At 65.0% G+C, this 15,024-nt stretch carries 14 protein-coding genes and 1 riboswitch; of the genes, 11 read left to right on the top strand and 3 right to left on the bottom strand.

Annotated elements, in window-relative coordinates:
* Window positions 1–58: 58 nt before the first annotated feature.
* The 5 genes from lysS to cls all read left to right on the top strand — a co-directional run bounded on the left by lysS (window position 59) and on the right by cls (window position 5,692).
* Complete coding sequence (lysS, locus tag ACSAGD_RS10910; RefSeq protein ID WP_437582767.1) at window positions 59–1,567, top strand: lysine--tRNA ligase; 1,509 nt, start codon at window positions 59–61, stop codon at window positions 1,565–1,567.
* Window positions 1,568–1,625: 58 nt separating this feature from the next.
* Window positions 1,626–1,726, top strand: a riboswitch (TPP riboswitch).
* Between the two features lie 46 nt (window positions 1,727–1,772).
* Window positions 1,773–2,543 carry a 3-oxoacyl-ACP reductase gene (locus ACSAGD_RS10905; RefSeq protein WP_437582766.1) on the top strand — a complete coding sequence of 257 codons (771 nt, stop codon included), beginning with the start codon at window positions 1,773–1,775 and terminating at the stop codon, window positions 2,541–2,543.
* Entirely contained in the window at window positions 2,543–3,838 is a 1,296-nt protein-coding gene (locus tag ACSAGD_RS10900) for an LLM class flavin-dependent oxidoreductase (RefSeq protein ID WP_437582765.1), read from the top strand. The genes ACSAGD_RS10905 and ACSAGD_RS10900 overlap by 1 nt, the downstream gene beginning before the upstream one ends.
* Window positions 3,839–3,897: 59 nt before the next feature.
* On the top strand, window positions 3,898–4,092 hold the full coding sequence (locus tag ACSAGD_RS10895) for a hypothetical protein (protein WP_437582764.1): 195 nt from the start codon (window positions 3,898–3,900) through the stop codon (window positions 4,090–4,092).
* A gap of 94 nt (window positions 4,093–4,186) precedes the next feature.
* Window positions 4,187–5,692, top strand: a complete 1,506-nt coding sequence (gene cls, locus ACSAGD_RS10890) for a cardiolipin synthase (RefSeq protein ID WP_437582763.1) — start codon at window positions 4,187–4,189, stop codon at window positions 5,690–5,692.
* A 12-nt stretch (window positions 5,693–5,704) separates the two neighbouring features.
* Here cls and ACSAGD_RS10885 read toward each other — a convergent pair whose 3' ends face one another.
* Both ACSAGD_RS10885 and ACSAGD_RS10880 read right to left on the bottom strand, forming a co-directional pair.
* On the bottom strand, window positions 5,705–5,953 hold the full coding sequence (locus ACSAGD_RS10885; protein WP_437582762.1) for a helix-turn-helix domain-containing protein: 249 nt from the start codon (window positions 5,951–5,953) through the stop codon (window positions 5,705–5,707).
* Complete coding sequence (locus ACSAGD_RS10880; protein ID WP_437582761.1) at window positions 5,953–6,549, bottom strand: hypothetical protein; 597 nt, start codon at window positions 6,547–6,549, stop codon at window positions 5,953–5,955. The genes ACSAGD_RS10885 and ACSAGD_RS10880 overlap by 1 nt, the downstream gene beginning before the upstream one ends.
* A 185-nt stretch (window positions 6,550–6,734) precedes the next feature.
* Between ACSAGD_RS10880 and ACSAGD_RS10875 the strand changes: the two genes are divergently transcribed.
* Both ACSAGD_RS10875 and ACSAGD_RS10870 read left to right on the top strand, forming a co-directional pair.
* Window positions 6,735–9,275 (top strand): ATP-dependent Clp protease ATP-binding subunit, encoded by a 2,541-nt coding sequence (locus tag ACSAGD_RS10875; RefSeq protein WP_437582760.1) that lies wholly within the window; start codon window positions 6,735–6,737, stop codon window positions 9,273–9,275.
* A gap of 158 nt (window positions 9,276–9,433) precedes the next feature.
* On the top strand, window positions 9,434–9,871 hold the full coding sequence (locus ACSAGD_RS10870) for an iron chaperone (RefSeq protein WP_437582759.1): 438 nt from the start codon (window positions 9,434–9,436) through the stop codon (window positions 9,869–9,871).
* Window positions 9,872–9,874: 3 nt separating this feature from the next.
* Here ACSAGD_RS10870 and ACSAGD_RS10865 read toward each other — a convergent pair whose 3' ends face one another.
* Complete coding sequence (locus ACSAGD_RS10865) at window positions 9,875–10,801, bottom strand: Ppx/GppA phosphatase family protein (RefSeq protein WP_437582758.1); 927 nt, start codon at window positions 10,799–10,801, stop codon at window positions 9,875–9,877.
* 103 nt (window positions 10,802–10,904) lie between these two features.
* Here ACSAGD_RS10865 and ACSAGD_RS10860 point away from each other — a divergent pair, with 103 nt between their 5' ends.
* The 4 genes from ACSAGD_RS10860 to ACSAGD_RS10845 all read left to right on the top strand — a co-directional run bounded on the left by ACSAGD_RS10860 (window position 10,905) and on the right by ACSAGD_RS10845 (window position 15,002).
* Window positions 10,905–11,147, top strand: coding sequence for a DUF2249 domain-containing protein (locus tag ACSAGD_RS10860; protein WP_437582757.1), 243 nt, complete (start codon window positions 10,905–10,907; stop codon window positions 11,145–11,147).
* Entirely contained in the window at window positions 11,144–11,395 is a 252-nt protein-coding gene (locus ACSAGD_RS10855) for a hypothetical protein (RefSeq protein WP_437582756.1), read from the top strand. Before ACSAGD_RS10860 ends, ACSAGD_RS10855 begins: the two co-directional genes overlap by 4 nt.
* A 97-nt stretch (window positions 11,396–11,492) precedes the next feature.
* On the top strand, window positions 11,493–11,996 hold the full coding sequence (locus tag ACSAGD_RS10850) for an amino-acid N-acetyltransferase (protein WP_437582755.1): 504 nt from the start codon (window positions 11,493–11,495) through the stop codon (window positions 11,994–11,996).
* 252 nt (window positions 11,997–12,248) lie between these two features.
* Window positions 12,249–15,002, top strand: coding sequence for an ExeM/NucH family extracellular endonuclease (locus ACSAGD_RS10845; RefSeq protein ID WP_437585162.1), 2,754 nt, complete (start codon window positions 12,249–12,251; stop codon window positions 15,000–15,002).
* Window positions 15,003–15,024 lie beyond the last annotated feature (22 nt).

Raw genomic sequence — 15,024 nt, 5'->3', positions numbered from 1 at the left:
AACTTGTCACGGCCGACGTCTCGGCCAACGTACCCGCCCGATTCGCAAAGGTTGATGCATGACCGAGAACCGCACCGAAGAGCCCACCGCCGAGGAGATCTCCCAGCAGAAGCAGGTGCGTCTCGACAAGCGCGACCGACTCATCGAGGCTGCGGACGACCCCGGTCAGGGCGCGTATCCGGTCAGTGTTCCCGTCACCCACACGATTCCGCAGGTGCGAGAGCAGTGGGGCGACATCGAGACGGACAGCACGACGGGCGTCACGGTCGGCGTCGCCGGACGCATCGTGCACCTGCGCAACACCGGAAAGCTGTGCTTCGCGAGCCTGCAGTCGGGTGACGGAACCCGCGTGCAGGCGATGGTCAGCCTCGCCGGCGTCGGCGAGGAGAGCCTCGCTCGCTGGAAGGAGTACGTCGACCTCGGCGACCACGTCTTCGTGCAGGGCGAGGTCATCTCGAGCCGCCGCGGCGAGCTCTCGATCATGGCGGACTCGTGGCAGATCGCATCGAAGGCCGTGCTGCCCCTGCCGAACCTCCACAACGAGCTGAACGAGGAGACCCGCGTTCGCAGTCGCTACCTCGACCTCATCGTGCGCGACCAGGCCCGCCAGAACGTCGTCGCCCGCGCCAAGACCGTCGCGAGCCTGCGCCGCACGTTCGACGAGCAGGGCTTCATCGAGATCGAGACGCCCATGCTCCAGGTCATGCACGGCGGTGCAGCGGCTCGCCCCTTCGTGACGCACTCGAACGCCTTCGACACCGAGCTCTACCTCCGAATCGCTCCGGAGCTCTACCTCAAGCGCGCGGTCGTCGGCGGCATCGACCACGTTTTCGAGATCAACCGCAACTTCCGCAACGAAGGCGCCGATTCGACGCACAGCCCCGAGTTCGCGATGCTCGAGGCCTACCAGGCCTACGGCGACTACAACTCGATCGCCGACCTCACGCAGCAGCTCATCCAGAACGCCGCGCGCGATATCTCCGGTTCGCACGTGGTCACGTGGGCCGACGGCACCGAGTACGACCTCGGCGGCGATTGGGACCGCATCTCGATGTTCGAGAGCCTCTCCGAGGCCGCGGGCCGTGAGATCACCCCCGAGACTCCGATTGCCGAACTCGAGGCCATGGCCGATGCGGAGGGCCTTGAGATCCCGCACCCGATCCATGGCAAGTACGTCGAAGAGCTGTGGGAGCACTTCGTGAAGGGCGGGCTGGAGCGCCCGACGTTCGTGATGGACTTCCCGGTCGACACGAGCCCGCTCGTGCGTCACCACCGCTCGAAGGCTGGTGTCGTCGAGAAGTGGGACCTCTATGTCCGCGGCTTCGAGCTGGCGACCGGCTACTCCGAGCTCGTCGACCCAGTCATCCAGCGCGAGCGCTTCGTCGAGCAGGCGAAGCTTGCGGCCGGGGGAGACCTCGAGGCGATGCAGCTGGACGAGGAGTTCCTGCGCGCCCTCGAATTCGGGATGCCTCCGACGGGCGGCATGGGAATGGGAATCGATCGTCTGCTCATGGCGCTCACCGGTCTCGGCATCCGTGAGACCATTCTGTTCCCGCTCGTGAAGTAAGCTTCAGCCCTCGCAGGCGGGCGAATTATGGTGTCCGTCTGAAAACCAGATAGGCTCATCGCGTGACACGGGGTGCCCGGCACTCGCTGCTTGGCTGAGACAACACCCGTCGAACCTGATCCAGTTAGCACTGGCGAAGGGATGTCCGCCTCAGCACTGCGCGAGCGCGCACGCGACCCCTTCGCCTCCCGACGAAAGGGAAGCGATGAGCACCACAGTTCCACTGACCGAGCAGGTCGTCCTCGTCACCGGAGCCGCCCGCGGCCTCGGCGCGGAGATCGCGCGAGCGTTCGCCCGTGAGGGCGCCCGCGTGGTCGTCAACTACCGGTCGAGCGCCGACGCGGCATCCGAGATGGTCTCGGACAACCCCGATCGGTTCTTCGCCTATCACGCCGATGTGCGCGACGCGTCCGCCGTTCGAGACATGGTGGATGCCGCTCGCGAGCACTTCGGCGCTGGCGTCACGACCGTCGTGAACAACGCCCTCATGGACTTCAGCTTCAACGGCGATGCGCGGCCCCACGCGGTCGACCTCACGACGGAGCACCTCGACCAGCAGTTCGGCGGTGTGCACGCGGCACTCAACACGGTGCAGGCGACGCTCTCCGACATGCGGAGCGCCGGGTTCGGCCGCGTCATCAACATCGGAACGAATCTGTTCCAGCATCCGGTCGTGCCTTACCACGACTATACGGCGGCGAAGGCCGCGCTGCTCAGTCTGACGCGCACTCTCGCGGCTGATCTCGGGCCGGACGGCATCACGGTGAACATGGCCTCGGGCGGCCTGCTGCGCACGACGGACGCGAGCGCGGCGACGCCGGACGAGGTGTTCGACCTGATCGCGGGAGGCACGCCGCTGCGCCGTGTCACGTCCCCGGAGGAGTTCGCCGACGCGGTGCTGTTCTTCGCCACGCCGCTCGCGCGAGCCGTCACCGGACAGAACCTCGTGGTCGACGGCGGTCTGGTGATGAACTGATGCGCCAGATGCATCTCAACCTGTTCGCACACGGCTGCGGGCACCACAGTGCGGCGTGGCGGCATCCTGATTCGACCGTGGACCGGCTGGGCGACATCGACACCCTCGTGGAGCAAGCTCGTCAGGCTGAACGCGGGACGTTCGACGCCGTCTTTCTCGCCGATGGGCACGCCGCCGGGCGCCTCGCGGATGGTCCGATGTGGACGTTCGAGCCGCTCACTGCGCTGACCGCCCTCGCGGCGGCGACGGAGCGCATCGGCCTGGTGGCCACGGTGTCGGCGTCGGTCACCGCACCGTTCCACGCGGCACGGCAGCTCGCCTCGCTCGACCGCATCTCGCGCGGACGCGTCGGGTGGAACGTCGTGACCTCGATGTTCGACGCCGAGGCCCGCAACTACGGAATGGACGGGCTGCCCGAGCACGCGGCCCGGTATGCGCGAGCCGACGAGTTCGTCGATGTCGTGCTGCGGCTGTGGGACTCGTGGAGCGATGACGCCGTGGTCGCCGACCGTGGCGGACGCTATGCCGAGCCGGATCTCGTGCGGGCGGTCGACCACGCGGGTGAGCACTTTCGAGTGGCGGGGCCGCTCAGCATCCCTCGTCCTCCTCAGGGCAACCCGGTGCTGTTCCAAGCGGGAGCCTCCGAACCTGGGCGCGACCTCGCGGCCCGTCGTGCAGAGGCGATCTACGCCGTCGCATACGATCTCGCGAGCGCCAGAGACTATGCCGGCGACATCCGCCGGCGGGCGCGAGAGGCAGGACGGGATGCTGAGCGCATCGCCGTGCTTCCGGGACTCGTGTGCTACGTTGCCTCGACCGAGGCGGAGGCGCGCGCGACGCAGCGGGAGCTCGACGAGCTTCTCCCGGCTGAGGCGTCGCTGCGGCAGCTGAGCATGTTCATCGGTCAGGACTGCGCAGAGTGGCCCCTCGACGAGCCGCTGCCTGAGCTGCCCCCGCTCGAGGAGTTCACGGGACCGAAGGGACGCTATGCGACGATTCTGCGCATCATCGAGGCCGAGGCGCCGACGCTTCGTCAGCTCCTCGGGCGTCTCGCCGCCGGCGGCGGGCACTGCACGATGGTCGGCACCCCGGAGCAGATCGCCGATGAGATGGAGCGCTGGGTCGACGGTGGGGGAGCGGACGGCTTCAACCTGATGCCTCCAGCACTGCCATCGAATCTCGAGGACTTCGTCGATCACGTGGTTCCTGTGCTGCGCGAGCGCGGCAGGTTCCGACGTGACTACGAGCACACGACGCTCCGTGGGCACTTGGGGCTGGAGCGGCCCGCGGCATGAGCTGACGGGCTGAGCACTCGGAGGCAGCACCGAGCCGCGCGGGGTACCATGGAGCCATCATGATCGAGAACTTCTGGTTGAATGCCGCGTGGTCGGTGCTGCCGACGCTCCTGGTGTTCGCGCTGTTCTATGTGATCCTCCGCGCGATCGTGCGCTCTGACCGCAACGAGCGTCGCGTCTACGCCGACATCGAGGCGGAGGAGAGAGCGCGTCGCGGCCTCCCGCCGAAGCCTCCGGCGCCCTCGAGCAACTGACGGCACGCCTTCAGCGGCATCCTTCTCGCCCCGATAGCATCGGAGTCATGACGGCTCCGGCACATCGACCGGCCCGCACGAGGGCGGTCACGCGATGAGCTTCTTCGACGACGCCGTCATTGAGATCTTCGGCGTCAGCTTCGGCTGGTGGGCGATCGTGATCTTCGTCATCGACCTGGGCGTCCGTGTGCTCGCGATCATCTACGTCCCGCGCAACCGTCTCCCATCTTCGGGGATGGCGTGGCTTCTCGCCATCTTCTTCATCCCGTTCCTCGGGGTGCTGCTGTTCCTCATCATCGGCAACCCGAAGCTTCCGCGCGCCAGGCGCAAACGCCAGCAGGACATCAACTCGTACATCGCGAGCGTCGTCGCGGAGCTGCCGCACGATGAGAGCCTTGCCGCCACCCCTGAGTGGCTGCCCTCCCTCGCGTACCTCAATCAGAACCTCGGCGGCTTCCCGATGCTCGGCGGCAACACGGCCGTACTCGAGCACGACTACGCGTCGTCGCTGCAGGGGATGATCGACGATATCGAGGCGGCTGAGAAGTGGGTGCACGTCGAGTTCTACATCATGTGTCAGGATGCCACGACCGTGCCGTTCTTCGATGCGCTCGAACGTGCGGTGACGCGCGGTGTCTCGGTCAGGGTGCTGTTCGATCACGTCGCTTCGCTGCGCACGCCCGGCTACCGTGACATGACCGACCGGCTGACGTCGATGGGCGCTGACTGGCATCGGATGCTGCCGCTCGACCCGCTGCAGTGGAAGTGGCAGCGCCCTGACCTGCGCAACCACCGCAAGCTGCTGGTCGTCGACGGCAGCGTCGCCTGGATCGGCTCGCAGAACATCATCGACCGCAGCTACAACAAGAAGCGCAACATCGAGCGCGGGCTCAAATGGCAGGAGCTGCAGGCGCGGGTGCACGGCCCGGTCGTGGGAGCGATCAACGCGATCTTCCTCACTGACTGGTACAGCGAGACCGATGAGCTTCTCGCGGACGGGGCTGACCCGCAGGGCGAAGGCGCGGTGACGCAGGAGGATCGCCCGGGCGACCTCGTCTGCCAGGTGGTTCCGTCAGGTCCCGGCTTCGAGGGCGAGAACAATCTGCGTCTCTTCCTCGGGCTGCTGTGGGCGGCGCAGAACCGCATCGTCATCACGAGCCCGTACTTCGTGCCGGATGAATCGCTGCTCTTTGCGATCACGACGGCCGTGCACCGGGGAGTCCCCGTCGACCTGTTTGTCTCGGAGATCGGCGACCAGGCGATGGTCTATCACGCGCAGCGCTCCTACTATGAGGCTCTTCTTCGTGCGGGTGTGCGCATCTTCCTGTATCCGAAGCCGTACATTCTGCACTCCAAGCACTTCACGATCGATGACGAGGTCGCGGTGCTCGGGTCGAGCAATATGGATATGCGCTCGTTCGGTCTCAATCTCGAGGTCTCGCTGCTTGTGCGGGGTCGTGACTTCGTGCGCGACATGCGTGCGATCGAAGACCACTACCGCTCACTCAGTCGAGAGCTCACGCTCGACGAGTGGATGAAGCAGCCGCTGCGCTCAACCGTGCTCGACAACCTCGCACGGTTGAGCTCGGCTCTGCAGTGACGCGCTCGTGCCTCACTGCGGGGGTTCCTGTCCGCTGCGCTCGAGCAGATCGCCCGGGGTGCACCGCAGGGCATCGCAGATGGCGACGAGCGTCGAGAACCGGATCGCCTTCGCGCGGTCGTTCTTGAGCACGGACAGATTCACGATGCTGACGCCCACGGTCTCGCTCAACTGGGTGAGTGTCATGCCGCGTTCGGCGAGCAGCTCGTCGAGTCGACAGTGGATGCCCGTCGGCTCTCCCTCTGGTTCGCGGGGTGCCATCAGACGAGTCCTTCCGTCTCGCGCTGCAAGCGCTCGCCCGCGCGGAAGGCGATTGCGACGAGTCCGAGGGATGCCGCGACAAAGTACGTGACCCAGAAGCTCATCGGCGTGCTGATATCGCCCTCCCCGATGTGTTCGAGAGAGGCGAGGATGCCGTTGATGGCGAACGTCCGTGCGCCCTGGACGATCAGCGTTCCCACGAACAGGGTGATCGCTGTGGCGGAGACGAGGCGGCTGTTGGCGCGATCGAACGTGATGCCGCGCGAGATATTCCGGCACAGTGCGAGGATGCAGGCGATGACGCCGAAGAAGGTGAGGGCTCTCACGATGACGACGGTGACGGCTGCGATCACGGAGATGAGCGGAGTGTCCGGAGCGGCGACGGTGACCTCGGTGACGACGGCGCTGGCTCCGCCTCCGAGAGCGGTGGAGACGGTGCCCGTCTCGAGAGGGACTGTCGGAGTGAAGACACCGGCTGGAAACAGATTCGTCACGCTGACGACCGTCCAGATGAGCACGGCGATCGCGGCGACGGCGCCGTAGAGCATGATCAACCGCAGATCATTCCGATCAGAGCGGCTGAGGTTCTGTTCCATGATGGCTCCCTTTATCGATATTCGATATTAGCGATAAACGATAAGTTATCGATTGTCGATATGTATGTCAAGGGCGGCGGCGCATCTGTCACGCCGTGGGCGAACAGGGGGAAGTGGTGGCCGATACGTCGTTACGCTGTCAGTATCGACACCGTTCTCAGCCCGAGGTGTCGAAAGGAGTGAAGATGTTCGAGAGATTCACCGACCGCGCCCGCCGCGTCGTCGTCTTGGCCCAGGAAGAGGCCAAGATGCTGAACCACAACTACATCGGAACCGAGCACATTCTGCTCGGTCTCATCCACGAGGGCGAGGGCGTCGCCGCAAAGGCGCTTGAGTCTATGGGCATCTCGCTCGACGCAGTGCGTGAGCAGGTGACCGACATCATCGGAACCGGTCAGCAGCAGCCGACGGGGCACATCCCGTTCACGCCGCGTGCCAAGAAGGTTCTTGAGCTAAGCCTGCGCGAAGCGCTGCAGCTCGGCCACAATTACATCGGAACCGAGCACATTCTGCTCGGTCTCATCCGCGAGGGCGAGGGCGTCGCCGCACAGGTGCTCGTCAAGCTCGGCGCCGACCTGAACCGGGTTCGGCAGCAGGTCATCCAGCTGCTGTCGGGCTACCAGGGCAAGGAGACCGCCTCTGTCGGCGGTGCTCCGAACGAGACTGCGCCGCAGGGCGGATCGCAGATCCTCGACCAGTTCGGACGCAACCTCACGCAGGCCGCTCGCGACAACAAGCTCGACCCGGTGATCGGGCGCGAGAAGGAGATCGAGCGCGTCATGCAGATTCTGTCGCGCCGCTCCAAGAACAACCCCGTGCTGATCGGTGAGCCCGGCGTCGGCAAGACCGCCGTCGTCGAGGGCCTTGCGCAGGCGATCGTCAAGGGCGAGGTTCCCGAGATCCTCAAAGACAAGCAGCTGTATTCGCTCGACCTCGGCTCGCTCATCGCCGGAAGCCGCTACCGCGGTGACTTCGAGGAGCGTCTGAAGAAGGTCACGAAGGAGATCCGCACGCGCGGTGACATCATCGTCTTCATCGACGAGATCCACACGCTCGTGGGTGCTGGTGCCGCTGAAGGCGCCATCGACGCCGCCAGCATCCTCAAGCCGCTCCTGGCACGAGGCGAGCTGCAGACGATCGGTGCGACGACCATTGACGAGTATCGCAAGCACTTCGAGAAGGATGCCGCGCTCGAGCGTCGTTTCCAGCCGATTCAGGTGGACCAGCCGTCGCTTCCGCACACCATCAACATTCTGAAGGGGCTGCGCGACCGCTACGAGGCGCACCACAAGGTGTCCATCACCGATGGAGCACTTGTCGCGGCAGCGAATCTCTCCGACCGCTATGTCTCCGACCGGTTCCTGCCGGACAAGGCGATCGACCTGATCGACGAGGCGGGTGCTCGCCTGCGTCTGTCGATTCTCTCGAGCCCGCCCGAGCTGCGTGAGTTCGACGAGAAGATCTCGAACGTGCGTCAAGCGAAGGAAGCCGCGATCGAGGAGCAGGACTTCGAGAAGGCCGCGAGCCTGCGCGACGAGGAGAAGAACCTTCTCGGTGAGCGCCTCCGCCTCGAGAAGCAGTGGAGGAGTGGCGAGGTCAAGGCAACCGCGACGGTCGACGAGGGTCTGATCGCCGAGGTGCTCGCACAGGCGACCGGCATCCCTGTGTTCAAGCTCACGGAAGAGGAGTCCAGCCGACTCGTCTTCATGGAGAAGGCGCTGCACGAGCGCGTCATCGGTCAGGATGAAGCCATCTCGGCGCTGTCCCGCACCATCCGTCGCACTCGCGCCGGACTGAAGGACCCGAAGCGTCCGAGCGGTTCGTTCATCTTCGCCGGTCCGACCGGCGTCGGAAAGACCGAGCTCGCGAAGGCGCTCGCGGAGTTCCTGTTCGACGACGAAGACGCGCTCATCTCGCTCGACATGAGTGAGTTCGGTGAGAAGCACACCGTCTCGCGGCTGTTCGGTGCCCCTCCCGGGTTCGTCGGCTTCGAAGAGGGCGGCCAGCTCACCGAGAAGGTGCGTCGCAAGCCGTTCAGTGTCGTACTCTTCGACGAGATCGAGAAGGCGCACCCCGACATCTTCAACTCCCTACTCCAGATCCTGGAAGAGGGGCGTCTGACGGATGGCCAGGGCCGTGTCGTCGACTTCAAGAACACCGTCATCATCATGACCACGAACCTCGGTTCGAAGGGCATCGCCGGTGGTCCCGTCGGCTTCCAGATCGAGGGCGACACCGCGACCAACTACGAGACGATGAAGGCGAAGGTCAACGAAGAGCTGAAGAAGCACTTCAAGCCCGAGTTCCTGAACCGTGTCGATGACACGATCGTGTTCCCGCAGCTGTCGAAGTCGGAGCTGCTGCAGATCGTGGACCTGTTCATCAAACGACTGGGTGAGCGCATGCTCGACCGTGACATGACGATCGATCTGACCGTTCCGGCGAAGGAGCGTCTCATCGACGTCGGCTTCGACCCGGCGCTCGGTGCTCGACCGCTGCGTCGTGCGATGCAGAGCCAGGTCGAGGATGAACTCAGTGAGAAGATCCTCCACGGCGAGCTCAACCCGGGCGACCACGTGCACGTCGACTTCGCGGACGGCAAGTTCACATTCACGACGACGCAGCGTGAGGAGTCGGTCGGTGCCGGCATCAACGCGAATGCGTCGCTCGGAACCGGTGGCGTCACTCCTGACCTCGCGATCACGGAGAACCCGCGCGAGCAGTAGGGCACCTATGCCGCAGAGAAGGAGGCCGCTGACACACGTCAGCGGCCTCCTTCTCTGTCTTCCGCTTCGGTGTCGTCACATCCATCAGGAATGAAGAAGTGCGTGGCCTGCGCACGGGCATACTCTGTTTCTCACAGACAACGAGGTGAGGAGAAAAGATGTCGACCGAAACGAGCACCGGGTTCAGCGCAGAAGAGCGCGCGGCGATGAAGACGCGAGCGGCAGAGCTGCGAGCAGAGGGCAAGAAGGGCGCCAAGAAGGCGGATGACCTGCAGGCTCTGCTTGACGCGATCGAGAAGATGAACCCGGAGGATCGAGCGCTCGCTGAGCGGGTGCACGCGACGATCACGGCGACGGCGCCGCAGCTGCTGCCGAAGACCTGGTACGGAATGCCCGCCTACGCAAACGAGAGCGGAAAGCTCGTGGTCGCGTTCAAGAACTCCGGCAAGTTCAAGAACCGGTACTCCACGCTCGAGTTCCAAGAGGCGGCGACGCTCGACGACGGCGACATGTGGCCGGTCTCGTGGGCGATCCCCACGTGGACGCCGACGGTCGAGGCGACGATCGTGAAAGCGGTGACCGCTGCGGTCAGCTGACGATCAATCCAAGTGGTCGAGGTATCGAAGCAGAACGCCTTCGCGCATCGCCCACGGCGAGACGTCGAGCTCCTTCACATCAAAGGCGCGCATCGTCTCTGACAGCACGATTCCTCCCGCGACGATCTGGAAGGTGCGGTCGACCGTGATGCCGGGAAGCTCGGGGCGGGATGCCGCGGAGAGACGCGCCAGTCGCGGCACCCAATCGTCGAGCTGACTGCGGCGAAGCAGCATCCTGTCGCTGTCGCCCACGCCGTCGCGCACCGAACCGGCCAGGCGGGCGAGTGAGCGGATGGTCTTCGAGGAGCCGACCACGTGTGAGGGTGGCGGCATCTCGGAGAACTCCGTGCGTGACTGCTCGAGGATGCCGCGAGCGTGGTCCCGCAGGGCATCCTGCTGTTCGATCGTGGGCGGATCGTCTGGCAGGAAGGAAATGGTCGACCGTCCAGCCCCGAGGGGGACGCTGAGGCCGATCGTGGGGTATTCGTCCTGTCCCATCGAGATCTCGAGCGAACCGCCGCCGATGTCGAAGAGGAGGATGTTGCCGGCCGACCAGCCGTACCAGCGACGGACGGCGAGGAATGTGAGCTTGGCTTCGTCTTCGCCCGAGAGCACTCCGAGTTCGATGCCGGTCTCCTGGGTGACGAGCTCGAGGACCTCCGGACCGTTCTTCGCCTCGCGGATCGCGGACGTCGCGATCGGCAGCAGCTCGTCGAGGTTGCTGCGAGCCGCGAGCTCTGCGGCGCCGCTGACAGCCGAGACGATCGCGTCGACGCCCTCGTCGGTGATGGAGCCGTCGGGGGCGAGATAGCGCATGAGGCGCAGTACGGACTTATGGCTCGCCATCGGCTCCGGATGGGCGCCGGGATGGGCATCGACGATGAGCAGGTGGACGGTGTTCGAACCGACATCGAGAACCCCGAGACGCATATCAGAACGATAGCGCCTCGGCTCCCCCTGTGCAGATTCGCTTGTGCAGATTCGGTCCTCGGTGCACATAATGGATGTAGTTATACGACACGGAAGGACAGTCATGGCAGACGATCAGCGACTCGACGTACGTTCCGAGGTTCCGGCGCGTCGGCACGAGCTCATCTTTGAGCACTATTTCGCGCTCAGCGCTGGTGAATCCTTCCTGCTCGTCAACGACCACGACCCGAAACCGCTGTATTACCAATTCGCTGCGGAGCACCCGGGCGAGTTCACATGGGAGCCCGTCGACCAGGGCCCGGAGGTGTGGAGCGTCCGCATCGGACGCACCGACAAGACATCGTGACCGATGATGCTCTCGCGAAGTCGCTGACGACGCTTCTCGTCAAGACGCTTCGCGCTCTCGGCCAGGCCGGGCAGCCAGACGAAGGCCTGCGCTTGGCCGGTCAGGCCTGGAGCCAGCTGCGGCACGATCACCCCGCGGAGGCTGAGCGGATCAACGGCACGATGCACTACCTTGCGCGGCTGCCGAGCTCGGCGCCCGTCGGAACGCATCGCGGCGATGACGAGGCCGACGAATCGGCGGGCAGCTGAGCAGACGCGCGCCTTCTTCACCCGGTTCGCAGGTGAGCCGCTGTAAGATCTCCTCGTTGGGTACCGAGCTGCCCGGGAAGTGAGAGCGGGACGAGGAATGACTGGGTTTAGAGTGCGTTGGGCACGCACCAGTGACGTTCCCCTCATCCAGAAGCTCATCGAGCCGCTCGTTCAGGAGCGTATTCTGCTCGGCAAAGAGCGGGTCGTGTTCTACGAGGCTGTGCAGGAGTTCCGCATCGCCGAGACCGACGACGGAACCGTGATCGGCTGTGGGGCGCTGCACGTCATGTGGGAGGACCTCGGCGAGGTCCGCACACTCGCGGTCGCGCAGGAGTGGCTCGGCAAGGGCGTGGGGCATTCACTGCTCACCACGCTGCAGGAGGATGCCCGTGTGCTCGGCCTCAAGCGGCTCTTCTGCTTGACGTTCGAGGTCGACTTCTTCACCAAGCACGGCTACGCGCCCATCGGAGAGAGCGTCGTGGACCCGGAGGTGTATGCGGAGCTCGTGCGCTCCACTGACGAGGGCGTCGCAGAGTTTCTGGATCTCGCTCGAGTGAAGCCCAACACGCTGGGCAACACGCGGATGCTGCGGCTGATCTGAGCCGCGTCGCTTGACACATCCTCTCCGTCTGCTCATGTGAGCGGGATCGCCACCGTGAGGTGCACTTCTCACTGACTCGCGTCGCTCTGTCGGTGCGAGGCTCTAGTTTGTAGTCAGCTGTTCACCAGTCCGCTGGGAACACGCAATGAGCCGCTCCTAGTGTGACGATGGCGTCGCACCGGGTCCGCTCGTTGGGCGCACTGACGCGCCGTCGCGCGTCAGCTGACTTTCCGAGGAGAAGCACCTGTGACGATGACGACCGCGCGAGAACGCACGATCTGTTCCGCTGCAGCGCTGCTGGGTTTGGCGTGCGCTCCGCTCGCCGCGATGCCCGCTGCCGCTGCAGAGGACTCTGGCGCCGGGGTGGTGATCAATGAGGCCTACCTGAGTGGCGGAAGCGCCGGTGCGATGTACGACCACAAGTTCGTGGAGCTCTACAACCCGACCGATGCCCCGATCGTTCTCGACGGAATGTCGCTGCAGTATCGTTCGTCGGGCGGCTCCACGGCCACGAACGGCGTCGCGGTGCTCTCCGGAGAGATCGCGGCCGGTGGTTACTACCTCATCGCGATGAACGGCAATGCCGACACCGGTGCGGCGCTCACGAACGTGAATCTCGACGCTGGCGGAAGCATCAATCCGAGCGGCACGAAGGGCACGCTCTTCCTCGTCGACGGAACCGAGAAGATCACTCCTCCGGTGGGCGATGTCGCCGGGGTCGAGGGAATCCTGGATGCGCTCGGCTATGGTTCGACGAACACGTTCGAGGGCGAAGCGGCGCAGGCTCCCTCGAGCAACTCGGACGTCCGCTCGAATGTGCGGACCGACGGTGCCGACACCGACAGCAACAGGAACGACTTCTCCCTGACCGAGGAGATCACGCCGCAGGGCAGCGGGACGCTCACGGTCGGCGAGGACGACGAAGCCGAGGGCGGTGACGAGACCGGTCCGGTCGGCCCGGGCACGGAACTCACGATCGCGGAGATCCAGGGCACCGGCGCGAAGACACCGTACGCGGGTGACGTGGTCACGACCACGGGCGTCGTGACGGCGGCCTTCCCCGAGGGCGGGCTCAGCGGCTTCTACCTTCAGACCGAGGGCACGGGTGGTGTGATCGACGCGGAGAGCCACGCGGCATCCGATGGGATCTTCGTCTTCGCCAAGAGCATTCCCGTGACCGTCGAGGTGGGTGACAAGGTCACTCTGAACGGCACAGCGGACGAGTACTATGACCTGACGCAGATCGTGGTCGCCGACGCGCAGGACATCACAGTGATGGCGAAGGATGCCGCACTGCCGGCGCCCGCCGAGGTGGCGTTCCCCGCCAACGACGCTGAGCGCGAGACCCTCGAGAGCATGCTCGTCGCGCCGCAGGGCGACTACACGGTGACCGAGGTATACGAGACGAACCGCTACGGTGAGGTCGCTCTTGCGGCATCCGACTCGCCTCTCGTCAACCCCACGGTGAAGGGCCTCCCGGGGACGGATGCGTACAACGCCGAGGTGGCGCGCGCAGAAGCCGAGGGCGTTGTGCTCGACGATGGCTCCTCGGTCGACTTCACGAACTCCGCCAACTCGGGAACTCCTCTGCCGTATCTTTCGCTCGAGAACCCGGTTCGCGTCGGTGCCGAAGTCACCTTCACAGATGCGGTCTTGCTCGACTACCGATTCGGCGCGTGGAAGTTCCAGCCGACGTACCGGGTGACGGGCAACACCGATCAGCCCGTCGAGTTCGAGAACACGCGTGAAGCGACGCCGGAGGATGTCGGCGGCGATGTGACGCTTGGGACGTTCAACGTGCTGAACTACTTCGCCACGACGGGCGATGAGCGTCCCGGCTGCACGTCGTTCTACACGGATCGCGATGGAAACAAGATCACGGTGCGCGACTCGAGTCCCGCTGACTGCCAGGTGCGTGGTGCGGCGAACGCCGAGAACCTCACGCGTCAGCAGGACAAGATCGTGGCCGCGATCAATGCTCTTGGCGCGGATGTGGTCTCGCTCGAAGAGATCGAGAACTCACTGGCAGCCGGTCACGAGGACCGCGACTATGCGTTGAGCGTTCTCGTCGACGCGCTCAACGAGGCGGCCGGAGCTGCCGTGTGGGACTACGTGCGCTCGCCGGAGAATCTGCCGGAGAACGAGGATGTCATCCGCACGGCCTTCATCTACAAGCCCGCGGCCGTCGAACTGGTCGGGGACGCGGAGATTCTCATCGGATCCGATGCCTTCGACAATGCGCGTGAACCTGACGCGCAGGCCTTCGTGCCGGTGGGCGGCGACGCTGACGACGTCTTCGTGGTCGTGTCGAACCACTTCAAGTCGAAGGGCGGTGGCGACAGCGCCTCAGGCGACAACGCCGACAACCAGGACGGCATCGGTGCGTACAACGGCGATCGCACACGGCAGGCTGAGGCGCTGCTGGAATTCGCCGATGCCTTTGCGGCGAAGCACGACACCGACAAGGTGTTCTTGGTCGGTGACTTCAACTCGTATGCGGCGGAGGACCCGATCACGACGATCACGGGTGCCGGCTACGTCGATCAGGGCGCGAAGACCGGTGAGTACACGTACAACTACGACGGTGCGGTCGGCTCTCTCGACTACATCTTCGCCTCACCGGCGGCAGATGCGACGGTCACAGGGCAGGACATCTGGAACATCAACTCGGTGGAGTCGGTGGCTCTGGAATACTCACGCCACAACTACAACGTGAGCGACCTCTACGCGGCCGACGTGTTCCGTGCGAGCGACCACGACCCGATGCTCGTGGGAATCTCCACGGGCGAGGGCGCTCCGGGCGACAGCGATCAGCCGGGAGACGGCGACCAGCCGGATCCGGATAACGGTGCTGCTAACGACAGCGAGACTGCCGCTCCCACTGCTGCGGCATCCGGTGATCTGCCTCGAACCGGTGGCGAACTGCTTCCGGCGCTCATCGTGGCGCTGTTGCTCGCGGCGGCTGGCGGAGCCGTACTCGTCGCGCGTCGTCGGATGCACAGCTGACGGCTCGAGCAACCTATGACCC

This window comes from Paramicrobacterium salitolerans (genome assembly GCF_051513965.1).
Classification (GTDB): domain Bacteria; phylum Actinomycetota; class Actinomycetes; order Actinomycetales; family Microbacteriaceae; genus Paramicrobacterium.
This window is presented reverse-complemented; position numbering and strand designations above follow the sequence as displayed.